This window comes from Rhodothermaceae bacterium, assembly GCA_009838195.1.
In the GTDB taxonomy this organism is placed as follows: Bacteria; Bacteroidota; Rhodothermia; order Rhodothermales; family Bin80; genus Bin80.
In genome coordinates this window covers 107360-131581 of sequence record VXSC01000027.1, presented here as the reverse complement: position 1 = coordinate 131581, position 24222 = coordinate 107360, and the positions used below count along the sequence as shown (strand labels likewise).

The 24222-nt window shown below is 50.6% G+C and carries 15 protein-coding genes and 1 tRNA gene; 10 read left to right on the top strand and 6 right to left on the bottom strand.

Annotated features, from left to right (window positions below; translation table 11 throughout):
* Positions 1 to 178: 178 nt before the first annotated feature.
* Positions 179 to 925: a GLPGLI family protein gene (locus F4Y64_06475; protein ID MXX97244.1), complete on the top strand. Its 747-nt coding sequence runs from the start codon at positions 179 to 181 to the stop codon at positions 923 to 925.
* Between the two features lie 127 nt (positions 926 to 1052).
* Here the strand turns inward: F4Y64_06475 and F4Y64_06470 are convergent.
* Positions 1053 to 1135, bottom strand: a tRNA-Leu gene (locus tag F4Y64_06470).
* Between the two features lie 46 nt (positions 1136 to 1181).
* On the opposite strand from F4Y64_06470, the gene F4Y64_06465 reads away from it, so the two are divergent.
* The 3 genes from F4Y64_06465 (at position 1182) to F4Y64_06455 (ending at position 5963) form a co-directional block, all read left to right on the top strand.
* A complete protein-coding gene (locus tag F4Y64_06465) occupies positions 1182 to 1973 on the top strand; it encodes a cytidine deaminase (protein ID MXX97243.1) in 792 nt (263 codons plus the stop codon).
* A gap of 54 nt (positions 1974 to 2027) precedes the next feature.
* On the top strand, positions 2028 to 3731 hold the full coding sequence (locus F4Y64_06460; protein ID MXX97242.1) for a S8 family serine peptidase: 1704 nt from the start codon (positions 2028 to 2030) through the stop codon (positions 3729 to 3731).
* A 147-nt stretch (positions 3732 to 3878) separates the two neighbouring features.
* The gene (locus tag F4Y64_06455; GenBank protein ID MXX97241.1) at positions 3879 to 5963 is read left to right on the top strand and encodes a hypothetical protein; all 2085 of its coding nucleotides are present in this window, start codon (positions 3879 to 3881) and stop codon (positions 5961 to 5963) included.
* A 106-nt stretch (positions 5964 to 6069) separates the two neighbouring features.
* Here the strand turns inward: F4Y64_06455 and F4Y64_06450 are convergent, their stop codons facing one another.
* From F4Y64_06450 to F4Y64_06440, 3 genes are all read right to left on the bottom strand, one after another.
* Positions 6070 to 8772 (bottom strand): TonB-dependent receptor, encoded by a 2703-nt coding sequence (locus F4Y64_06450; GenBank protein ID MXX97240.1) that lies wholly within the window; start codon positions 8770 to 8772, stop codon positions 6070 to 6072.
* Positions 8773 to 9095: 323 nt separating this feature from the next.
* The gene (locus F4Y64_06445) at positions 9096 to 11228 is read right to left on the bottom strand and encodes an endonuclease MutS2 (GenBank protein MXX97239.1); all 2133 of its coding nucleotides are present in this window, start codon (positions 11226 to 11228) and stop codon (positions 9096 to 9098) included.
* Between the two features lie 517 nt (positions 11229 to 11745).
* Entirely contained in the window at positions 11746 to 14565 is a 2820-nt protein-coding gene (locus F4Y64_06440) for a TonB-dependent receptor plug domain-containing protein (GenBank protein ID MXX97238.1), read from the bottom strand.
* A 537-nt stretch (positions 14566 to 15102) separates the two neighbouring features.
* Between F4Y64_06440 and F4Y64_06435 the strand changes: the two genes are divergently transcribed.
* The 6 genes from F4Y64_06435 (at position 15103) to F4Y64_06410 (ending at position 20633) form a co-directional block, all read left to right on the top strand.
* Positions 15103 to 15924 carry a hypothetical protein gene (locus F4Y64_06435; protein ID MXX97237.1) on the top strand — a complete coding sequence of 274 codons (822 nt, stop codon included), beginning with the start codon at positions 15103 to 15105 and terminating at the stop codon, positions 15922 to 15924.
* 68 nt (positions 15925 to 15992) lie between these two features.
* Positions 15993 to 16709, top strand: a complete 717-nt coding sequence (locus tag F4Y64_06430; GenBank protein ID MXX97236.1) for an N-acetyltransferase — start codon at positions 15993 to 15995, stop codon at positions 16707 to 16709.
* Positions 16710 to 16713: 4 nt separating this feature from the next.
* Positions 16714 to 17829, top strand: a complete 1116-nt coding sequence (locus tag F4Y64_06425) for a DegT/DnrJ/EryC1/StrS family aminotransferase (GenBank protein ID MXX97235.1) — start codon at positions 16714 to 16716, stop codon at positions 17827 to 17829.
* Positions 17822 to 18835, top strand: coding sequence for a Gfo/Idh/MocA family oxidoreductase (locus F4Y64_06420; GenBank protein MXX97234.1), 1014 nt, complete (start codon positions 17822 to 17824; stop codon positions 18833 to 18835). The genes F4Y64_06425 and F4Y64_06420 overlap by 8 nt, the downstream gene beginning before the upstream one ends.
* A 59-nt stretch (positions 18836 to 18894) precedes the next feature.
* Positions 18895 to 19665, top strand: coding sequence for a TIGR02757 family protein (locus F4Y64_06415; GenBank protein ID MXX97233.1), 771 nt, complete (start codon positions 18895 to 18897; stop codon positions 19663 to 19665).
* Positions 19662 to 20633, top strand: coding sequence for a glycosyltransferase family 2 protein (locus tag F4Y64_06410; GenBank protein MXX97232.1), 972 nt, complete (start codon positions 19662 to 19664; stop codon positions 20631 to 20633). Before F4Y64_06415 ends, F4Y64_06410 begins: the two co-directional genes overlap by 4 nt.
* A 155-nt stretch (positions 20634 to 20788) precedes the next feature.
* Here the strand turns inward: F4Y64_06410 and F4Y64_06405 are convergent, their stop codons facing one another.
* Positions 20789 to 21835: a hypothetical protein gene (locus tag F4Y64_06405; protein MXX97231.1), complete on the bottom strand. Its 1047-nt coding sequence runs from the start codon at positions 21833 to 21835 to the stop codon at positions 20789 to 20791.
* Positions 21836 to 21862: 27 nt separating this feature from the next.
* Entirely contained in the window at positions 21863 to 24184 is a 2322-nt protein-coding gene (gene cadA, locus F4Y64_06400) for a cadmium-translocating P-type ATPase (GenBank protein ID MXX97230.1), read from the bottom strand.
* Positions 24185 to 24222: the final 38 nt, after the last annotated feature.

Sequence of the window (24222 nt, the reverse complement as noted above, 5' to 3'; positions counted from 1 at the left end):
GGATCGCGCTAAGGTAGCGCTAATCAGGCAGAACCGTCCTGCTATAAGATCTAAAAAAGTCCTCCTGTGCTTTGGCGCAGGAGAACTTTTATTGTATCATTCATCTGGGAATCTCCATACGCCCACAGCAACTTTGAATTCATCAACCACTAGCTTTCAAATACAACCGATAATCTATATGCGCTACTTGATCCTCCTGTTTGCCCTCGCTCCCTCTACCCTTCTCGCTCAAGACGGGACGGTAGAGTACTCCACTGGAATAAATATGAAAATGCCCTCCATGGAGAAGATCATGGAAATTATGCCGCCAGACATGCCACTGGATTCAACCATGATTGAGCAGATGTTGCAAGAAATGTCGCAAATGCCAGAGCAGTTCTTCACTCTCTCGATGCATATGAAATTCAGCGACCACAAATCCTTCTTGACACCTGACTTCTCATCTTTGGTTTCTGGAGCGATGGGCCAATTTGGAGCAGAACTACCTGTCCAGGTGACCTACGTTGATTATATGGAAGGTACGGTATTAACGCAAGTACCTACCTTAGATCAATCCACAACTTACTTGATGACGCAAAAATATGATGCAATTGATTGGACATTGGTTGATTCAGACAGTACGATTCTGAACTTTCCTGTCAATAAGGCCACATTCTCATCAGACACCCTCAACATAGTTGCCTGGTATTCACCCGCGATTCCATCAAAGGCCGGACCGATGCAGTTTGGCGGTTTACCCGGGCTTCCATTACAGATGAAGGCCGATATGGACAATCAGGGCTTCAGAGGTAGTTTCGATATAGTTGCCATACGGCTTGAAGAAGGACTTGAAGGACCGATCACCCCTCCTCAAGGAACCTTGGTGACCCCAGAAGAATTGCTGGAGATTATCTCAAAACAACTTCAAGACCTCGGACTCCAATAACGCTTGTCAATAATTGAACATTAAAGAATTGCCGAGCACCGTGAGGCAATACGCTGGCCGCCCATTAGGGGAGACGATGAGTACAGTGCCTTGCGCATCCCTTCGTGCAACACTGCACTGCGTATTGTACCGGGAGCGGGACTCGAACCCGCACGGCCCTACGGCCAACGGATTTTAAGTCCGTTGCGTCTACCATTCCGCCATCCCGGCTGGAACACGAGCGAACTAATTTATAGTGTCAAGCGTTCCTGAAAGCATGAAAAATTCTTGGGATATTGACCCACTGCGACATTATGTCCAGGAAGCCGCACTGCGCTCCTTTACCCCCTACTCCGGCCTACCAAGAGCAGCACTGGTGCTTATGTCAGATGGAGCCTGGGCATGTGGGGTTCGGATCGAAAATGCTTCTTACTCTCTAGTTATCCCTGCCCTGTCTTCTGCGCTGGTTAGTACGGCCTCAATTGGGAGAAAAGATATTGTAGCCATTCTTTTCAGTGGTCCCGTAAAACAGGAGGAGAAAATCGCCATCCTTCAAACCGTTACCCCATCTCTGGATCAATTGGATAAAGACTTTTTTGGCACGCCAGGGTGTACCTATCGGATCGGTAATCAACTCACCGTGGGTAAGCAATTTTCCAAACCGATCGATCCAAACACCGGAATTCGCCTCGCAAGGCACGCAGCGGAGTATGCCGATATACCGGAATCAAATTTCCCAGTAGGTGCAATTGCTGTTACGGATGAGCTTCAATATTTCCAAGGTGCCAATATTGAGTACCCTGACTGGACACGAATACTTTGTGCCGAACGTGCAGCTATTGCGACAGCGATGAGTGCAGGAGCATCAACCATTCGAAGTATCTATGTTTCCTGCCCAAAATCAACGGCAGCTAGCCCCTGCGGGGCCTGCAGGCAGGTACTATACGAAGTGGCTCCCGAGTCCGATGTCTGGTTTGATCGGGGCAATCAAGCGCCCAAGTGTTTTCGTACCAAGGATCTCCTGCCAGAAGCGTTTCGTTTGACGAACCCTCATCGTGCGTCACCATAGTAGGCTACCATAAATTGTTATAGCCTGTTCAATTCTCCATTTCATCCCAACATCATGCGCAAAATTGTCTTCTTCGTGCTTCTGTTCGCTATCCCCCATCTTGCAACCGCTCAGGAAAAAACTAAATACTGGATCTTTCTGGCGGATAAGCAAGATATTTCCGGCAAGAATACACAAGTCGAGGAGGGCTATTTGACTGATAAGGCGATCACTCGCCGCGCTCAACGTGGAGAGGCAAGGTCCGCACCTATGTTTGTCTTACAGGATGCCCCAATCTCCCAGGTATACGAGGCAGATCTTCAAGAAAGCGGCCTCAAGATTGAGCAGCGTAGTCGCTGGTTGAATGCGGTCACTGCACTGCTAGGTGAAGAGGAGGCTGAACGAATTACAGCTCTTCCCTATGTGCGAAGCATACGACCCGTCGCACGTCTGTCCCCTGCCGTGCTGCCACGTACACCGGTATCCCCCGTCATTCCCGCAAGAGTTTCATCGAACTGCCCTTCAAGCCTTTTGGGAGATTCCTGCACCCAACTGGATGTCGTCAATGCAATTCCAGCGATTGAGCGCGGGATTAATGGAAGTGGGGTTACTTTGGGATTAATTGATACCAACTTTAGCTCAGATCCAACACCCCCTTTCAGCCATCCTTCATTGACACATATTCGTACGAATGATCGGCTCAAAGGGGTCCGTGACTTCACACAACGCGATTCATCACAACCTTGTCTCGGGACGAATAGCCACGGAATGGCCGTTGCGTCTGTTGCGGTGGGATATGACGAAGGTCAGATCATTGGCCCTGGTCACGGTGCAAACATTTATGCGGCGGTAACAGAATGTGCTCCTTATGAGCGCAACATCGAAGAAGATAACTTTGTCGTAGCGGTGGAATGGATGGAGGCCGAAGGAGTAGACGTGATCACCTCTTCGTTGGGGTACTTCGATTTTGACCTCGGCCAACAAAGTTACACGAAGGATGATCTTGACGGTGACACTGGACTAACGACCATCGTGATGGATTGGGCAGCAAGCCGCGGGATTATTCCCATCACCAGTGCGGGAAATTCCGGCCGGGAGGGTCCACAAACTATTGGCACCCCTGCGGACGGAGATTCGGTAATTGCAGTGGGTGCGGTGTGGGCAGACGGCCCGGTAGTTTCTTTCAGCAGTCGCGGACCAACGGCTGATGGCCGCATAAAACCTGATGTGTCCGCACAGGGAATTGAAGTATATCTGGCTGCAGGAGCAAGAAATTATAACTTTTCACAGGGAACATCCTTTTCCGCTCCAATGGTTGCAGGAATCGTCACTCAGATTCTTCAAGTCAATCCAGATCTTGGACCAAGAGAGGTATGGCACGTTTTAACTTCAACCGCCAGTCAAGCCAACTCACCAAATAATGACCTTGGTTGGGGAATCGTAGATGCTGACGCTGCAATTATGCAGGCGATCGCACTCAACCGTTCCGATGATATCCTCCCCATTCCGAGCGACCTGACCATCCATACACCTTATCCGAACCCGTTTCAGGATGTGGTTCATTTCACCATTGAGGCAGTTCAGCCCGTCTCCCATGCTCGACTGGTGATTATTGATGTACTCGGGCGAGAAGTGGGAACCGTGTATGAAGGACCGATCCGAACGGGAGGGATGCCTCTGCAATTTGATGGGGCTCATCTGCCTCCGGGTGTTTATGCCTATACGCTGGATTTTGATGGTCGAACGCGGTCGGGTATGCTAACCCGCTTGGGATACTGATCGTAATTCTGGAATGAGGCGAAAGTCGGAATCCTTCTTCACAAAATTAGACGAGGAGGCACCATTCATCACCTTTTGCATCTCCTGGGGAACGTAATTGTTCGGGTATTCAACATTCAAGCCAAATCAAGCGACTTTCAGTAGTAGATGATTGAATTTGGACTACATGCGTGGCCGCTGATTCTGCTATTGATACTGGCTGGCTTGCTGACATGGTTTTCTTACCGCCAGACAGAGCCAAAACTACGTGGAATCAACCGATGGCTCCTCCCCACGCTCCGAGGAATTGCACTCGTGCTCCTACTCACCCTGTTATTTGAGCCGGCGATTCGCAGAAACATCAACCAAGAGGATTTACCTGTGCTAGCGGTCCTGGTTGATGAGAGTCAGAGCATGGCGCAACACCAACGGACAGAAACCCTTCCATCTACCCAAGGGCAAACCTATTATTTTGGATTTGGCGGGACTACACGCCCTATCGAAAACCTCACTGCTGCAATGGATACGGCTCCACGCACAGACATCTCTACGGCTCTGGAAGAGATCCGAACTGCGCTACGTGACGAAAATCTGCGTAGTGTTCTGCTTATTTCTGACGGTCAGTATAACACAGGGCGCAACCCCGTATATGTAGCTGCCGACTACGGGATCCCCATCCATACCCTGGTTATAGGAGACACGCTCCAACAGCAAGACTTAATGATCGCTCGCACGGTGACCAATGAATTGGCCCACGTTGGGCAGGAAGTCCCCGTTGATGTGTCGTTACTACTACGAGGCTATTCGGATGAAACGGTCACGACCAGCCTCTATGTTGAGGACTCCCTAGCGGCCTCCGAGACCCTGACCATTTCCGAAGGCGAATCCATAGCCTCGCTGAGCTTCATTCCCCGGAGAGAGGGACTGTTCCAATACACCCTGAGGACTACGGAGCTGGAAAATGAAGCTTCATTGGCAAATAATCGTGAAACATTTACGGTCCGTGTTTTAAAGCGAACTCAGAAAATTTGCCTCATCGCTGCTGCGCCGCATCCCGATCTCATTGCTATGCGTAACCTATTAACTCGTGATCCAGTGCGTCAGGTTGATAGCTATGTCCAGATGCAACCGGACAGGTTTTACGAAGGCAATTTACCAAACTCATTGGATGACTACGATGCGATCATACTGGTTGGCTTCCCTGGTCGTGAAGCCGACGATAACTCACTCAATGTCGTCGTTCGTGCCGCACAATCCGGAGTTCCGCTGCTCTTTATGCTGACCCGTCAAACCGATCTTCAGCGCTTGCAAAATCAGCTTTCAACCGTGCTTCCGGTGCTGCCGGCTACGGATAATGTACTGTATGATGAAGCTACTCTAAAACTCACCCAGACTGGATTCCGAGACCCCATCCTGGACTTCCCTGAAGCATTATGGGAGCGGTTTCCCCCACTAGTGGCCAGCACAGGACATTGGACCGTGACCTCAGATAGCCGAATTCTTGGGCAGGTAAACCTCCGCGGAATAACGCTGGACGAGCCGCTGCTTGTGGTACGAAGTCGAGCGGGGCATCGAACGGCTGCGATCCTGGGGGCCGGGACATGGCGGTGGTTGAACCTCGCTGGTAACCCCGTGGATATGCCTCGTATCTGGCCGCAGGTGGTAGAGAACCTGATGCAGTGGCTTACCACACCAGAGGATGATCGAACTGTACGTGTCGAACCGGTGCTGACCGCATTTGATGGGAGCGAGCCAATAGATTTTTCCGGCCAAGTATATGATGAAAGCCTTAATCCAGTTTCTGAGGCTGTAGTCACCATCGAGCTAACGGCACCGGACGGAACTCAATACCCCTACACCATGGCCAATGCAGGGAGCGGACGATTTACCCTACGAATTGATGCACTACCCGAGGGAACCTACGCATACACTGCACAAGCCACACGGATGAATACATCTATGGGAACGGATCGCGGCGTCTTTACGGTCGGCTCCGTCAATCTGGAGTACCGCAGCACTAGGAGTAACGAAGCACTGCTCCGTCAAATCGCTTACCGCTCTGGGGGAGATTTATTTACCGAAGGGACCTTAAACACACTCTCGGACCGGCTCAACTCTGACAGCTTATTTACCCCGATCACCCAGTCTCAGGAACAGGAATTTGATCTGCGACGAATCCCGTGGATTCTGGCATTCATCATCCTGTTGTTAGGCTTGGAATGGGTATTGCGGAAACGAAGCGGGCTCGCGTAATCTCCAATGACCACGCACCAGAGGCCGATGCGCAGTGCGAACATTCAAGCTGTCGTTCACAAAAACTGCACACCGGCCATCAAAAGCGCATTTATTACTCAGTCGGCTACTGAAGTGTAACCTGCAATCCGAGGTTGAAGGACCGTGGTAGCCCCAGAAAAACTTCTGCGTCATCCGCTCTGTTTGCTCCCGTACCATTACCACGGAAAGCATTAAAGCGTGAGTTATTTGTTGCGTCTTGAATGTAGAGTGAATCAAACAGGTTGAACACATTGGCAAACACGCGGATTTGCCCCGACCCGAAACGACGAGGAATCGTATAACCGAGGTTAATGTCGAACACATTATAGCCCGGTACCTTCCAGACAGGTTGCCCCGACTGCCCACTATCGGTGCGACTTGTGGGATCAAAATCTGCATAGTAGTCCGTGTAGGAACGCCCGGTAAACTTGGCATACATTCCCTTCACAGGAAAAACGCTGATCGCATAGGCGATCTGAGTCTGTGGCGCATCCCCCACTTTTACATCCTTCACATAAAGCGATACGGTCTCCTGGGTGGACGGATCAGAACGATCCGGCGTGTATCTCGCCGACACATCATCAGTATATTTCCAGTTGCCAACGGACAGTGCCAAATCTGCACGAACAATACGTAGTGGCTGATAAGCCACCTCCGCTTCAATCCCGCGGTGCAGTGCATTCAACCCAAGGATGTTGATCAAGCCATCGTCTCCGTCCTCCACCAAAACTGAACGTGTGATCGTGCGGTCGTTCCATACAGTGTTGTACAGACTAAGGGTAGTGTTCAATGTGCGGTCAAGAGACTCAAATGAAATCCCTGTCTCTAACGCCCGAAATTGCTCATTCTGGGGGTCGGGGTTCAAGACACCCGTAATATCATTCAGTGCCCCATCGAGAATCGGCACCTTGGATACCAACCCTGCATTCACAAACACCGAAATCATGTCGTTGACCAAATAGGAAGCACCACCCTTGATCTGGTACCCACCAATACGATCTGTAGCAATGGTAAATGTGGTCCCGTTTCCAGCATCCCGAAAATGATCCTCATGGGAGTATTTTATGGTTGAATATCCTGCCATTCCATAGACATAGATACCTCCACTCGTATAGGCACCCTGCACAAACCCACCTAACCAGTCTACCGTATTGGTAGTGTTGTAATTGAACCGATCGCCCAACTGAAGCAACTTGCCATTCTCTCCCCAAAAATCGCTATCAAAACGTTGATACCCACTCCCACCCAACAAGTCACGTACCGTTCGATAATGGTCGATGGAGGCGGTACGCCAATCAATGCCTGCTTCAAGCGTTAATGCTTCGGTCAGCTCATGCTTGAATTTGGAGATTGCCCCAACAGTCCACTGCACATTATGGCTGTTCCGCAAAATCCCTCGGGATTGCCCATTCTCTTGGTTTGCGGAGATGGTGGCATTGTAATCAACCACACGTGACGGGCCTGAAAAATTCCATTGCATCCGTCCATGAGTTCCTGTTCCTCCACCTTTGCCACCAGAATAATAGAGGACCGTTGACCAGAGTGACCGATCCGACAGCTGGGCAAAATAGTTCAGGTTCACCTGAGGCTTGTGGAAAAAATTCTCGCGCTCATTGATGATATCCCGCGAATTGCGGCGGACAGTGCCAAAGCCGTTATGCTGTTCGTTGGTATACGAAGAGGAAACGGGAGATACATTTTGGTTCCAGCGCCGTCCTCCTTCCGGGTAGGTCGACAAAATTTCTGAGATCGTTGATTCGTCCAATCCATCTGCCTCGAAAACTTCACGAGCATAATCGTGGTCATAGGCGGCAATGTTTTGCCGGTACAGATTCTGTCCATGCCGCTGAGGTGCTCCAACCGCATAGAAATCCACTCGATGCCTTTCATTGATATTCCATGCGCCGGCGACATAATAGGCCCATGCATCTGTCCACGTGCCGTCATAATAGCCATTACCCGTCTTCCGAACACCACTTACCGTAAATGCAAAGCGGTTGTCTATCAATCCCGTCGAAGCAGAAACGGTCGATTTGAGAAATCCGTCATTCCCAAACTCCTGCTTTGCCATGACACGTCGTCTATTCGCAGCAGGATCCGTAAGGATATTCAGCGTTCCACCTATAGAAGGTGTCGCCAGATTCACCGCGGACAGTCCCCGTTGTAACTGAATTGAGGTAGTTGCATCCCCAACACCGTCCCAGTTCGACCAGTACACCCAACCATTCTCCATATCATTCACCGGCACTCCATTGATCATGACGGCTACATTCCGCTGATTAAATCCACGTACATTCACCCGTGCATCCCCTGCTCCACCCCCCTGAGCGGTACTATAAACGGAAGGGGTCGTATTCAAAACCAACGGCACATCGCGAGAGCCTAGCTCACGTTGGACCTGGAGCTTCTCAATATCTGAGTAAGCGACCGGGGTTTGCCGGTTTAAAGCCCTTGATGCGAATAATTCCAAGGCTTCCAATGCCTGACTCGACGCTTGCAGCGCAAAATCAAACGTGACATTTGAACCCTGAAGCGTGATGGACTGCAATATCGCTTCATATCCGACGAAGGACACTTCAATGGCATAAGTACCCGGAGACAAATCACTAATTACGTAGGCCCCATCACTATCTGTTGCTGTACCAGTAACTGTGCCGGCTACAACGACCGTTGCACCTGGGAGAGGTAAGCCGGACTCTGCGTCCGTTACGACCCCGCTGATGGTACTCTGAGCGTTTACAGAACCGACAATTAGGAATGAGAAAAGAATCGAATAAATAGATTTCATGGTAAAAATCGAAATGGTTGTGAGCTACGTTTTACCCCAATGGGAGCAAAAATCCCCGGATTAATGTTTCCCCCGTGTCAACACAAGGTTAAACCTAAATATAGGATTTACTGCTGTCTGTTTGGGGACAAATTTGTAAGCTTTTTCGGAAATAATGTAGATGGTTCGGAATTATCAAATGGGCCTGATACATACATGTCCCTCGTTCCAGAGTTTGGGGCAGAACAAGATCTCATCTCTGTAAAAAAAGCAACAGAACCAATCTAAAGAAGCGGATCTGTAGACGCAGATGACACTTGGATAACCGAATTCGGTGGCATGCCTTATATCTTCACAATCGTGACTCCCGGGTTCGCATCCAAGCATTCAAATTCCTTGTTCACCTCGGCAGTTTCTAAGTAACTGTGAATCGCACTGCGCAGCGCGCCCGTGCCAGTACCATGAATGATCTCAACCGTGGACAAATTCGCACCGGTACCCTGATCCAGTAGCTTTTCTACCTCCGCAAGCGCCTCACTTACACGAAAACCCCGAAGATCAACGCGGGTCCGGGGCACAGATACACGTACCCTGCCCTTCCGCCGAAGCTTCGTTTGTTTGATGGGAGTGAGCCGTTTCAACGCAACCTTCATACGCATATTCCCGGCAGAAACCAGTGCATTACGTCCCTGAATGGACAGGATCTCACAGGGAGAATTCCCAGCATCGATGACGGCCTGCTGCCCCACTTTCAACTGAACTGCGGGTAATGGCTCCGCTTTCCCCGGTGCTCTGCGCACCGTAGGTCTGGATGAAGGATGCGCAGGGCCACTTTCGGGGACTAGCTCGGGCTCGGGCATCCTCGAAGATGATTCCAGTTTGGAGATACGATCCCGATAACTTGCAATAAGAGACTCCAGTGTAACGCCCGGCTTGCCCAGAATTTGACGGGCCCGTGCTAGGACAGCCGGACTGAACTTCATTCGACTGGCAATCCGAAAGGCGTATGATGAGCCGGGAAGCCCCTGGCGAAAAAGAAATGTCGGCCGCAAGGTGTCTTCATCAAAATCCATTGACCCATTGGCGACCCCCGCCGTTTCATGCGCATACGCCTTTAGCGTGCCGTGGTGCGTGGTTACCACCGTCAGTGCTCCTGAAGCGGTAAAATGCTCCAATACTGCTTGTGCAAGTGCACTCCCCTCCGCTGGATCTGTACCTGTTCCGATCTCGTCAATCAACATGAGCATGCCCTCTGCCGCCACCTCACACATTTGCTGCAAGCCAGCAATCCGTGCACTGAAGGTAGAGAGATCCCGTTCAATGGATTGTTCATCGCCAATTTCGACGAGAATCTGAGTGAAGGACCCAAATATTGACTCAGGGTGTGCAGGAATCGGAATACCGCATCCCAGCATGACAAGCATTAAACCGCACGTTTTCATGGCTACGGTCTTGCCTCCTGCATTTGGGCCCGTAATGACTAGGGTTCGTGTCTCTCCGCCGAGGGACAGGGTCAATGGAATAATTTCTTTTGATTTGCCGGTCAGCAGTAGCGCCGGGTTTTTCCCTTCGCGAATTTCCAGGACCGATTCCTCCGATAATTTTGGGACCACGCCTCCAAGCCTAATGCTCAGTTGTGCCTTGGCATGTAGGAGATCAATCTTCCCCAGGATGACCAGATTTCGTTCAATCGTATTGGCGTGCTCACGTACGCGATTTGTGAGTTCTCGCAAGAGTCGTTCAATTTCACGCTGCTCCTGCGCTTCCAATATTCGGACTTCGTTGCCCAGGTCCAGGCAGACTGCAGGTTCGAGGTACACGGTCTGCCCTGTTGCGGAGCTATCGTGCACAAATCCACGCATTTTCCGTTTCGCTTCTGCGCGTAGTGGGATGACCATCCGGCCAGCACGCATCGTCAATTGATTCTCCGCAGCATAACCCTGCTGAATTGCCCGGCTCAGTAATTCGCGCAATTTTTCCCTGAGCGCCTGCTGACGCTGAAGCAGCCTCCTACGAATTTGACGTAATTCTGTCGATGCAGTGTCCTTTACTCTCCCACTCGAGTCAACGGTGCGCTCAATGTGCTGCTCTAATTCTTGCAGTAATCCAATCGGACGAACCACCTTGGCCAGGATGGAATAGCCTTCCTTGGAGAAGAATGTCCGTATTCGCCGGCTTGCCCGACAAACTCTGCGTACCTCATCCAGGGATTCGGCATTGAGAACGGCTCCATCTGGATGTGCCTGCTCAAGATATGGACGTACATCAATGAAATCCTGTAACAGAAGCGTATCTCCGCTCAAGAGATGACCTTGCAATGCATCCGTGTGCGTTAGAGAAAGCCTTCGCGCCCCTGAATCTGATACTGGATGTATTGCATTGAGCTCTTCCGTCCCCATGGAGCTCACCAGCGACTCTTTCATCCACCGAACCAGGGTGTTGAAACCCAATTTTTCTGCCACTCTATCCGAGATCATTTTCACCGCAACAAACCCAGTAATCCCATTGCATTGAGCCCCTAGCAAGCCTAGCCAGCTTCATTCTCGCTGATTATTCCGAAATCTTAAAATATCAGCAGTTTCGACTACGCCGAAGATACGCATTAATGAGCCTGTCTCACTTGTATTGAGGGTATCTTGAACTGCGAAAATGAACTTCGTCGCCGCAGAGTTGGGATGCATGAATTTTTCACATTTTCCTCCGTGATTGCTACAGCCAGTCCATGTCCACTGCAGACAGAGAAAGCAGACAAGATTACGTATGGTCGTATCCTGTTTAGGACTTGCCCGTCATGCACCAAGCAACCTGAATCTTAATCCATCAGCGCGGCAGAATTGAACACCCAAGACGCTTACGGTAGTAGCCATTGTAAGCATGGAAGTGATACAGTGATGCGAGTACTAGAGCAATCGTCTACCGAGTCCTGAACTCCGAGCGGCAACAAGACGTACTGATCCGCTACTTCCGCTACGCTATACCCTGACAATACGCCTTCTACCTCCAGTCGGCGGTATACGTTAGGCGTGCACTCGCAAGACGACCCAATCTAGGAGACCCGACGAACTCCCGGTGGTTGCTGTTTGTCGCGTTGTTAATGCCAATATCTGCCCGCAGCACAGAATTAATCTCATAGCCAGCACCTATATCCAAGACGAAATAGGACGGAACATCGCCTATGTAGGGTCCCGAAACCACGGGAAATCCCTTCACATAACGGCCAGATGCATTCACACTAAACCCACTCCGGTGTTCGTACTGCCCTCCCAGTTTGAACTTGAAACTCGGTGCATTTAATGCCAGAACTTTGTCTTCAAGCTCTTCATTCAGTTCAGTATGATCAAAGAAATCATCGCTCACCCAAGACATATTGCCAAATAATGAAAGGGCACGTGAGACAATGACCTGAAGTGAAACGTCCATCCCGTAATATGAGATATCTCCAAAATTTGGATAGGACAGCATCATCTCGGGAACCTGACCGATCCCCGGATTATTCTCATTCGGTTGTACGATTGCGATCGGTGTCTCTGCAGTAGGCAGTGAACCACCTGCGACATCGACCAACAGTTGGGCCGCCTGCTCCGCACTCAGACCGAAAAGTCCAAGTGTTGCGGCTAGTGTGGTATTGTTCGAAATTCCTGTGGAAATATCGCGAACAAGATCCTGGGGCAAAGTAGGAACCAGGACAAATGGCGTTCGCACTTGAAGAGCCCCTACGAAATTCTTTTTTGTCGCGTAATAGGCATCCACCGCGAACAATACATTGTCACCAAGAATCCCCTTGTACCCCACCTCAAAGGCCTGGGAAATCGTTTGTTCGAGGGGACCAACATTTTCTACATCCGTCACTCCTAGGTTAATTTCCGCCGTACTCAGATTCAGCGCCCCCAAAACTCCTGGACTGAACCCCTGTACGACCGTTGCCTCGGGACTCAATGCCGCTTTGAGAGCCGCAATCAACGGTACAGGCACGTTGAGACCGTTCGCTGCCAGCAGCGCGGCAATGTCCTCATCAGGGGTCGCTGCAAGAGACTGATACATGAGACCATAAACCAACCCCGTACTGATCCCTACCGGAGTCGGAGCTCCCTCCGCCCCTGGCAACAGACTTGATGCAACAAGGTCCGTTGAAGCACCCAAATTCAGATACTCTGGATTGCGCATATAGGTGAAACCGGTGGCAGCCCCGCGTCCACGTACTTTAATGTCAGTTCCAGGTATGGTTGCAGCCACCAAATCTAGCCAGTTGCTGCTCGCCGTAGGCGATGAGAAACTGCGGTTATAAGTTGCACGGAAACTCGAATTCGGAGTGGGCTTGACCACTAGGCCAACACGTGGCGATAACTGGAATTTATCAACCACATTGTTATAGTCTCCGCGCAGTGCAAGTATCAGTTCGGTGCGATTGGTGAAGTTTGTTGTTGATTGCACGTACAGTCCATATTCATCAATATTGTCATGGTCTTCGTTACGTCCCAGAACCGTCCCTCTTGTGTCTGGACGAGTCAGCTCCAGATCAAACCCCATAATCAGCGACTGCCGAGTACCAAATTGCATGTCATACTGAGCCTGCGTCACATACTGGCGAGAATATTCAACAACTGGATCGCCCCCATAGACATAGGTGTCACCCGTATTATTTGCATTCACAAAAAATTGTGCAAAAAATCCTCCCCTGGATAACCGAGCCTGTCCAAACGAATAGCGATAATTGTCCCCCTGTATCGTGCCGATCCCGCTTAAAACCGTCCCATTGAGCGCAGCAGTTCCAGCATTCAAAGACAATGTCGTTTGGGAACCAAGCCGAAAATCCAAATTCCCCGCGACCGTATACTTGCTGAAATCTGTTTCCCGCTCGCCATCTATGAGAATCTGTACTGCATCTTCTGGATCGGGACACCGATCGAATTCGCGGGCATCTAGGAGAGACTGATCACAGGATTGAAGAGGAAAATCATTCGCGGTCGCGTAAGACCCGGTGACCTTCACCCCAACGCGTTTACCCAGCACGCCCGCAACACGTGCCTGTACATTCATATGCGAGCGCTCTCCGCCGCTGACAGAAACCGTGGCCCCTGGATGCGAAAATGCGTCTTTGGTAATGTAGTGCACAACACCTGCATCGACACCCGCGCCGTAGAGTGCGGATCCAGGGCCTCGCACGATTTCCACCCGGTCAAGATCTACCGAAAGATTCGGCATCAGGCTGTGAAGATTTACATTTACTGAGGCCGAGCCGGCGTCACGGTAATCGGTCAAAACCAGGGTGGCGCCGGAAAACACATTGTTGAACCCACGCAGAACAACTTCATTTCGGTCTACACCAGTTTGGGCGATATCAAGTCCAGTGACGTTCCGCAGGGACATAACCGTTGAGGGCACAACTGCACGTGCTAGATCCTCCACCAGAATGACGTCAATGGATGCAGGTGCATCCAATATTTTCTCTTGACGTCGGCTGGCAGTGACCTGGACCTGATCCAGATCAATACCACCCACCAGTTCTATATTCAGTACGAAGTTCTCTTCTTCGGCGAGATTAACTTCTATTTCAGTTGATCTGTAGCCGATGTAGGACACCCGTATCAAACTGACGCCCGCAGGCAGTTCGCTAAGGGTGTACTGCCCATTCGCATCCGTAGCAGTTCCCTGCCCCGAGCCTACATGAACCACGTTTGCTCCGAACAACGGCAGACTATTCTCTGAATCTGTAACTATGCCAGTAACCGAGGCTGACTGAGCATATGCCCAACTAGGCAATGCAAAAAAAAGTATCAGCAAAGCCGAACTGAAAATATATTTATTACACAACATCGGTCTGAATTATAATTAACCTGTTCTAAGTGCACACACCCGCGGGATAATAGCTCTCTACGTTTCCTACATGTCTCCAATCCTCACTTGCCCCCTTTAAATGCCCCGGAATGGTGTACGGCCAATATACGGCAACCAGAGATCTGGATCATAAATGGCTCACCTACTACAGTCAGCTGTGTATTTAAGCCTGATATCGCAACAAGTCCGAGCCTGGGGACACTCGCGAATTCACGATAGAGGCCGATCACTTCGACGGAGTTCTGTGTGGTTTGAAGGACAATTCACCGGATTCCTCGGGCCTAGAATAATAGTCCTGACTTCAAAAGTCGGATAATTGTGGTCATTTTAGGGAGAAAGGGCGTATTTTTTCTGACGTGCCGCCCGAGATACGTAACTGGCAAGATTTTTGCGTAATTTTTGTTAATTCCTTCCCGTGGAACCTGATTGAGGTAAAACGGTAAGTTGGGTGCACGTGGTTGCACCCTTAAACTGTTAACCATTCCAAAACTGTAAACCGACTTAATATTTTGCAGAATGAAATCTCTTAGTCTTATCCACTCTGGATTTTTCTTGGTACTCCTATTACTGGTTACTTCCATTCCGGTAACCGCTCAACAATACAAGGAGGATTTTAATGCAGCTCAGGAATTAGCCAAGGAAAGCTCATTTAGCGAGGCGCGTGATCTGTTTATGCAGGCGGCCTCTGGTGCAGATGAAGCATCCGATGCCGAGGTGGCACAGCGTGCTCGTTATGTTGCCGCTCAGATTGACTATAAACTGGGAACCGATGCACTGAAAGCCGAAGACTACGAAGGTGCCCTCCAACATTATTCGAATGGTGAAAGCATCTACCCCGCTTACATCAAAAATCTTTATGGAAAAGGTTTAGCCCTGAAGAATTTGGGGCGAATAGATGAAGCGATTGATGCTTGGATGGCCGTATCCGCTGCACCGGGGGATCGTAGAACGAGTCTTGCAGCTGAAAAAGCAATTCGCGATCACTTTATCGGCCAAGCCTCAACAGCCTTAGGAAAACGGAATCCCACACGTTCCGATGCAGATGTAGCGTTGGCTGCACTGGCATCTCTGTCTGAGCTTATGGAAGCAGATGCAGATGTGTATTTTTATACGGCTCAAGCACATTATGTCAAAGGAGAGGGGGATGCTGCGATCTCTGCAGCACAACAGGCACTGGGCATCCATACAGGAAGTCGCTCGGATAAAGCAAAAATATACTATGTCCTGGGGGAAGCCTATGTAAGTGTCAATGATCGGGACGCAGCAAAAGAAGCCTTCCAGAATGCTGTCTACGGAGCCTACAAGCAGTCAGCCGAACATTACTTGGAAACGCTTTAGACTCCTGCTTAAATTTCGAAAATTTGTAGCCCGTGGTCCGTTTGGGATTACGGGCTTTTTTGTGATTGATGAATGCATCAAAACCCATTCTGGGTAAGGGCTGCATCATTGAAGATGATGTCGAATTGGGCCCGAACTGTGTGATTGGTCACCATGTGGTTATTCGAGCAGGAACGCGCTTGGGTGCCGGTGTCCGGGTTGGAGATCATAGTGTGCTTGGAGCTAGGCCAATGCGGGCTCAACAAAGTACGCTGCGTACCTCGGATCAGCAGCAAGGTCTCACGGTCGGTGACCACTGCCTGATTGGAAGCGGTGCAATCCTATACTGTGGCTGCGCTGTCGGCTCACATGTAATGGTCGCGGACCTGGCTTCTGTGCGGGAACGGGTTTCCATTGGCGAAGCTACCATTGTTGGCCGAGGAGTCGCTGTCGAGAATGACTGTTCTGTCGGAGCTCATTGTAAGCTGGAGACCAACGTATATATCACCGCCTACTCTAAACTGGAAGATTACGTATTCATTGCACCCGGTGTAACGACCAGTAATGACAATTTTGCAGGCCGAACAAAAGAGCGCCATAAATACTACAAGGGGGTTACGGTATTGCGCGGTGGACGGATCGGTGCAGGAGCCACCATCCTACCTGGTAAAACGATTGGACCTGATGCGATGCTGGCTGCAGGTGGTGTCCTTACACATCATATTCCTGCACGTGAATTGTGGGCAGGAGTACCCGCTCGATACCTGCGCATGGTTCCAGAAGATCAGTGGTTAGAGAATCAGTAGCCGAATGAATATTCAGATGGTTGATCTCAGGGGACAGTACCTGAGAATCAAAGATGAGATCGACGCAGCTGTGGCTCAGGTTTTGGATTCCGCGCATTTCATTCGCGGTCCTGTTGTATCACACTTTGAGGCCGCACTTGCTGAGTACACAAAAGCTGAATATGCCATCGGAGTCGCGAACGGGACGGATGCCCTGCAAATTGCCTATATGGCTCTTGGGATTGGCCCCGGTGATGAAATCATCACCCCCTCATTCACGTTCATTGCCACCGCGGAGGCTGCTGCCCTTTTGGGAGCCGTGCCCGTCTTTGCAGATATAGATCCCGATACGTTTTGTCTTGATCCGGCCAGTGTTGAAGCATGCATCACTCCTCGAACGCGAGCCATTATCCCCGTACACCTCTTCGGCCAGTCGGCAGATATGGATCCGATTACTGCTCTCGCCTCACAACACAATCTTGCTGTGATCGAAGACAATGCACAGGCGATTGGAGCAACCTATAGGGATATTCCCACCGGAAGTATGGGAACCATGGCTACCTGTTCATTCTTTCCTTCAAAAAACCTGGGCGCATATGGTGATGGCGGAGCCATCCTCACTTCCGATCCAGAACTAGAGGCCCAGTCCCGCATGATCACGAATCATGGTGGACGACACAAATATTATAATGAAGTGATTGGACTCAACAGCCGACTGGATGCGCTCCAGGCAGCAATCCTGGAAGTAAAACTCCGGCATCTCGAATCTTTTACTGAGCGACGACGCACGGCAGCCGCGTACTATCATTCACTCTTTGAAGATATTGATGAGATTGTTTGCCCTCATGAAGCTCCGTGGGGGCGCCATGTCTATCACCAGTACGTGATTCGCGTAAAGAAGAGAGAAGAACTCGTCAACTCCCTCTCCCAGGCCGGTATTCCCCATGGGATCTACTATCCTGTACCATTGCATCGGCAACCTGTATTTGGGGCCGAATCAAATCAGAAGGTGCTCCCCGAAACGGAGCGAGCCTGTGATGAGGTCTTGGCCCTGCCAATGCACACAGAGCTCACGCCTGCTCAGCAGGAGCTGATTGCAGAGAAAGTAATTGACCATGCAACCCATCTGATCTATGCATAAAGTTCGACTAGCCCAGATCGGCGTAGGGTACTGGGGCAAAAACCTATTGAGAAATTTTGACGCAATCCCGGCATGCCGTGTCGTCGCCGTCTGTGATGCAGATCCTGGGGCGAGGCAGTTTGTTGAGGACCGATATCCGATGATTTCTGTCACGAAGGATGCACAGGACATTCTATCCCGTGACGACCTTGATGGGATTGTTATTGCTACGGAAACATCCTCTCATTTCTCTCTTGCACGCACCGCTCTTGAGAGCGGCCGCCATGTATTCGTCGAAAAACCCATGGCTGAACGTGCGAAGGAAGCGGAAATTCTGGTCTCGCTATCTGAGGAGACGGGCTGTCACTGCATGGTGGGCCATCTGCTTCTCTACCATCCGGCGTTCAATTATGTGGAAAACCTGATTCAAAGCGGTGCACTCGGTGATATATACTACATGTACAGCGTACGCGTCAACCTTGGCATTGTACGTCAGCGTGAAAATGCACTACAGAGCCTCGCTCCACACGACCTGTCTGTCGCCCTAGCCTTTCTGCAGCGGGAACCCGTCGCGGTCGCCGTACATGCTCAGGCTTACTTGCAACCTGATATCTGCGATGTTGCATTCTCAACGATTTTTTTTGAGGATGGTGCACTCGCGCATCTCCATACAAGCTGGCTGGATCCCCACAAAATCCGTAAGATCACTTTGGTGGGTAGCAAAAAGATGGTCGTTATTGATGAAATGACCAGCGCAGAGAAAGTGCGTATTTATGATAAAGGTGTCAACCCGCCAGGGTATGTAGGATTTGCCGAATCCATGACTACGCGTGTTGGCGATATTCATATTCCCAATATCCGAATGTCGGAACCGCTGCGTATGGAGTGTGCCCATTTTGTTGATTGTATTCGTACGGGCAAGACACCACGTACCGATGCTCGCAATGGTTTGGCGGTTGTTCGTTTGCTTGACGCCGCACAAAAATCGCTTGAATCAGGGGGTGCCAAGATCCCGATTAGCGCTTAGTCGTTTCAATCCTTAGACCCCTGCCCAGTTCTCTCCGGGAAACATAGTCTTGATTTTGTGTGCCAAACCCCTCCTACCTTGATCGACTGGTGACTCACTTTGAGTCTCCCTCCTTTATCCCTGACGATCCGATCAGCCTATGCCACGCCTTCACGGATCGAACCGATCAGGAGATTATTGGGCTCTACGCTGCAACATTGGCGTGGGGATCGCGTGCGGTCATTCTTTCAAAGCTCGAAGAACTATGCACCCGTATGCAATTCAGGCCCTGGAGGTTCGTTACTCAGTTCGATCCAGTTCGAGACCATGATGTACTTCGTACTTTTGTGCATCGTACCTTTCAACCAGAAGACTGCCTTGCCTTCACGCACAACCTGAGTCTCTTGATCCGCCAGTTTGGATCCGTTGAGAATATCTTTGGGTGTCAGCCTGAGGAGACCGACGCACATCCGTCCATAGAGCGATTTAGTATGCGCATGATGACTGCCCAACCCGATACCCCGATAAGACTGCAGAAACACCTCGCACGTCCCAGTCGTGGAAGTGCCTGCAAACGACTTTCATTATATCTACGCTGGATGGTTCGCTCTGGACCTGTAGATTTAGGACTCTGGAATTCTATGAAACCCCGTCAGCTTGTATTACCCCTGGATATTCACTCTGGACGCCAGGCACGTATCTTAGGATTACTCAACCGCAAAATGAATGACTGGAAGGCCGTCATTGAACTGACTGATGCTTGTCGGAAACTCAACAGGAACGATCCGGCACGCTATGACTATGCACTCTTCGGCCTTGGAGCATATGGAGACCCGTTTGAAGATTCATGACCGATCGACACACTTCTAGCCCAGGAATTTGCCTCGTTTTTCCCTGCTACAATGAGGAAGAGGTTCTACCAGATTTACTTCGTACACTCAGCGCATTGGATTTGGGGATTCCGACACGATTCCTGTTCGTTGATGATGGGAGTACCGATGGTACGCTTCAGCTTTTGCAAGCGGCCTGCCAATCCGAATCCGATCATCAAATGGCTTACCTGAGCTTCTCCAGAAATTTTGGACATCAGGTCGCTGTAAGTGCCGGGTTGAAGCATGCTCATGGAGACCTCGTCGCCGTCCTAGATGCCGACCTTCAGGATCCTCCAGAGCTCCTCAATCAGTTTATCGCCAAATGGCGCGATGGTTACGATGTTGTCTATGGGATACGGACAAATCGTAAAGAACCTTGGTTTCTGCGAGTCTGCTACAGTAGTTTCTACCACTTTCTGAGCAAAACAGCAAATATTAGAATCCCCCGGGACGCGGGAGATTTTGCCCTCATGGACCGAAAAGTGGTGGATGTGATCAACTCGCTGCCTGAGCACAACCGATTTGTTCGGGGCCTGCGTGGGTGGGTTGGGTTTCATCAAGTAGGGGTCAAGTATGCACGCCCGGCCCGACATGCAGGCAAACCCAGCTACAACATGAAACGACTGTCACGGCTTGCCTTGGACGGGTTGCTTTCATTCTCGTCGGCCCCTCTGCGATTATCAGCGTGGCTAGGTGCTGGAGCGGCTTTCCTTGGCTTTTGCTATCTCGTTTATGCTCTGAGCGTATTTATAAGCGGGAAGGATCTGCCCGAGGGATGGACTTCGACAGTCGTGTTGATCCTATTCCTGGGTGGGGTCCAACTTATGGTCCTGGGAATTCTCGGCGAATATCTGGGACGAATCTTTGACGAGGTCAAAGGCCGCCCGCATTATGTCATGAACGAGTGTGCTGGCTGGCTGACCGAACCAGATACGATCAAGGAATGAAGCGTCTGGGACGGTGACTTGAATCACTGACCCGTATGGATTAAATGTCCCAAACCTTAAAATCCTCAATCCAAAGATTTTGCAGGAGGCCCGTTTGAAAGCCATTTATACACTCCCTCCAAGGAGATCCGCTATAGCACTCAGTAGCATTCCAGCTACTGAAGCACGGTCATCTGCATCCTGGCGAGCTTAATCGTACCCGACCCGACAATGGCAAATCCCGTTACTCCTGCTCCTGGGGCGGAGCCATGCCCATGTACCGCAAGGTCTCCATCAAAATATCCCCGGAAGTGTGTCTGATCTCCAACCACCCTGAATACACCAACCTCCAGGGATTGGGATAGACTCGATTCTTCCTCTATCTCCATTTCTCCATCCACCGAAACTCCAAGACGGATCATCCCATCTTCCACCTCCATGAAGTGGTACGAGAGACTATCCGTTACATGATGAAGCAAGCGTGTGGAGCCATCAAAATCAGATAGATCCATCTCCGCCAGTAATTCAACGTTTGTGACGGGAATCCCGTACGTGATCATTGCTGGAGATTCCACGATAGACAATGCCAACCAGTAATTACCTTCTGAATCTTGGACCGTATCGGTGACGACTTGCCCCGTCACCGTCTCAAATGCCGCATTGAACGTGTTCACAGCATTCTCTCCTGCCCGCCAATGCCATGCGCCATCTTCCCCGAGCCCCGAAAACTCTTCTGCCATCCCCATTCTCAAGAGTTCCCTCTCCTTTTCCTCCAACTCTATCGCCATCGAATCTACCATCGCGACTCCCACCCCCTGCTCGTATACCAAACGCCCCCCGAACGATGATGCCTGATAGAGTGGGATCAGCCCGATCGCACCGATAACTGTAAGTGGAATCCAGAACACCAGTCGGAACGAAAACCACCACAGTGCAAGTCTGAGCACCGCGTAGATCAGGAAATAATACATCACAATTTCGCCTACATCTTCATGATTGGCCAGTATTGAACTCGCCTGCCCTGCTACTGCCACCGTTTCTACCGCAGCCTCGCCTGAAACGACGCTACCTATAGCCCCCAGAGCCCCGAGGACATAAAGGATCGTGGACATTCGCGGCAGTATTGAAATCTTGCGGAAAAACAAGGCAACTACATCCACAGCAAAAGCTACGATGATCAGCGCAATGGGAAAATGCACCACCATGGGGTGCAGATTGGGCATCCATTCAGGAAGCATTGACTCTCGGGGTTAAGGTTTAAGTTTGTTGCGCAATCGTAAACTGTTGAGAACCACCGACAGACTGGATAGAGTCATTGCCAGCGATGCCAACATAGGATTGAGAAGTACTCCGAACATTCCATATAGCGCACCGGCAGCTACAGGAATACTCAGTGTGTTATAAATAAATGCGAAAAACAGGTTCTGACGAATCGTACTCATGGCCCTCTGACCTACATTGATCGCATCTGCAGCAGATCCCAGATCTTCGCGCAGAAGCGTGACATCTGCCGTCTCAACGGCAACTTGTGTACCAGATCCAATGGCGATTCCAACGTCTGCCTCGGCAAGTGCAGGAGCATCATTGATCCCATCACCAACCATTGCCACTACCGTATTAGGCCCTCGCAGGGACGAGATAAATTCAAGCTTGCCTTCCGGTGTTACACCGGCTTGTATATGATCGATCCCAACCTGCTCTGCTGCGGCCATTGCATTTTTTTCTGTATCTCCCGTCAGCATAATGGCGGTTAAACCCTGATGACGCAACTGTGTAACTGCATCCTTGGACGTACTCCGCAGTGCATCTGTGATCGAAAACTGCGCTGCCCATTGTCCGTCAACCGCCACATGAATTCTTGCCTCTGTTGAGGCAATTGAGGGCAGACTGATCCCTCTCTGAACCAAGAATACATCGCTGCCAACACATATTTCACGACCCTGCACAACCCCCGAAATGCCATGTCCAGGAATCGATTCAACCGCTTCTGCCAAACCATATTCAACTCCATCCTCTCTGGCTTTCGCAACAATAGCCTCTGCCAAAGGGTGCTGCGAGTGTACCTCCAGCGAGGCGGCCATCTGCAAAATTTCCGGAACGGAATGCTTTGGGGACGCTTCAACAGACTGAACCGCTGGTTTTCCCGTGGTGAGCGTCCCTGTTTTATCCAGAACAATATGTGTAATCCGACTAATTCGTTCTAAAGCATCTCCCCCCTTGAACAGGACTCCCCTCCGGGCCCCGGCTCCGGTGGCAGTAACTACAGCAGCAGGAGTCGCCAACCCTAGAGCACACGGACAGGCAATAATGAGTACGGAGACGAATGTGGTGAGTGCATGTTCTAAGCCCCACCCCGCGATCAACCACGCTGCAAACGTTACCGCTGCAATCACCAAGACGACCGGCACAAAAACTCCCGACACTCGGTCTGCCAATTTCTGGATTGGTGCTTTGCGTCCCTGGGCTTCCTTGGTAAGGCGGACAATTTGTTGCAACACAGTGTCTTGACCAGTTTGCGTAACACGCACTGTCAGAGATCCATCTACATTCAGGGTACCTGCCACCACAATATCGCCTTCTGATTTGGAAACCGGCAAAGGTTCTCCTGTCAACATACTCTCATCTACCACACCAAATCCCTGTACCACCTCCCCATCAACGGGAACTTGATCTCCAAGCCGAACGATCACAAGATCACCTGGCTTCACTGCCTCAACAGGTAAATCCACCCAATGTGCGCCCCGCTGTACACGGGCAACTGGCACCTGTAGCCGCAGAAGTGCCTCAATCGCAGATCCGGTTTGTGCCATTGCACGTGACTCCAGAAACTGGCCAACGAGAACCAGAGCTACAATGACTGCCGAGGCTTCAAAGTAAATAGGCGGGGCTGCATCAAATAACGCCGGGAAAAGAGTGATAACTGTACTGTAGATCCATGCCGTTGCTACCCCAATTGCAATGAGCGTATACATGTTTGCGGCGCCTCGCTTTAATGCAATCCATGCTCGCTTGAAGAATTCACTTCCACAGTAAAACACGATGGGGGTCGCAATCGCCATCAATACCATGTGGGATGCTGCCTCAAGCATGGTCAAGGCCATCAGGCTCACGGCACCCGGTACGGCAATCACTAAGCGGATCTGATTGAAAGCAGACGTTTTCGATTTGCCGCCCGGTGTATGTGCATACTCAGGAAATGCAGCCAACAGATCTTCTGCTTTCACGAGACCTGGAATCCACGATAGGGTCAATGTTTCGCCCGATAACTCTCCCTGTACCAGCGGTCCGAGCCTGCTGCAGCGTTCATCAATACTCTGCTGACTTAAACCAGAACCTTCCTCCTTTGCGTGAAGAACCAACTTGGATTGAGCGACATCATATCCTGCTTCTTGAATCACGGCCACGGCGGCTTGTGGAGACAGCCCCTCAACGTGTGCTTCATGCGTAGCAATGTTCACATGCACCTGAGTCGTATCGGGGCGTTGTCTGAATTGGCGCTCCAGCCCAGCAGCGCACGAAGCACAGTGCATGCCCGTTACAGGGATTGTAAGTGGAGAGGTGGCCGTATCCATGAGTGTATGATGCAACCTAACAGGTGTTTTTTTTGTTC

Coding starts and splice junctions, on each gene's coding strand:
- F4Y64_06450 (MXX97240.1), bottom strand. CDS start 8,772: ATGAAATCTATTTATTCGATTCTTTTCTCATTCCTAATTGTCGGTTCT.
- F4Y64_06440 (MXX97238.1), bottom strand. CDS start 14,565: ATGTTGTGTAATAAATATATTTTCAGTTCGGCTTTGCTGATACTTTTT.
- F4Y64_06465 (MXX97243.1), top strand. CDS start 1,182: ATGAAAAATTCTTGGGATATTGACCCACTGCGACATTATGTCCAGGAA.
- F4Y64_06425 (MXX97235.1), top strand. CDS start 16,714: ATGAATATTCAGATGGTTGATCTCAGGGGACAGTACCTGAGAATCAAA.
- F4Y64_06475 (MXX97244.1), top strand. CDS start 179: ATGCGCTACTTGATCCTCCTGTTTGCCCTCGCTCCCTCTACCCTTCTC.
- F4Y64_06420 (MXX97234.1), top strand. CDS start 17,822: ATGCATAAAGTTCGACTAGCCCAGATCGGCGTAGGGTACTGGGGCAAA.
- F4Y64_06435 (MXX97237.1), top strand. CDS start 15,103: ATGAAATCTCTTAGTCTTATCCACTCTGGATTTTTCTTGGTACTCCTA.
- F4Y64_06430 (MXX97236.1), top strand. CDS start 15,993: ATGAATGCATCAAAACCCATTCTGGGTAAGGGCTGCATCATTGAAGAT.
- F4Y64_06410 (MXX97232.1), top strand. CDS start 19,662: ATGACCGATCGACACACTTCTAGCCCAGGAATTTGCCTCGTTTTTCCC.
- F4Y64_06455 (MXX97241.1), top strand. CDS start 3,879: ATGATTGAATTTGGACTACATGCGTGGCCGCTGATTCTGCTATTGATA.
- F4Y64_06445 (MXX97239.1), bottom strand. CDS start 11,228: ATGATCTCGGATAGAGTGGCAGAAAAATTGGGTTTCAACACCCTGGTT.
- F4Y64_06405 (MXX97231.1), bottom strand. CDS start 21,835: ATGCCCAATCTGCACCCCATGGTGGTGCATTTTCCCATTGCGCTGATC.
- cadA (MXX97230.1), bottom strand. CDS start 24,184: ATGGATACGGCCACCTCTCCACTTACAATCCCTGTAACGGGCATGCAC.
- F4Y64_06460 (MXX97242.1), top strand. CDS start 2,028: ATGCGCAAAATTGTCTTCTTCGTGCTTCTGTTCGCTATCCCCCATCTT.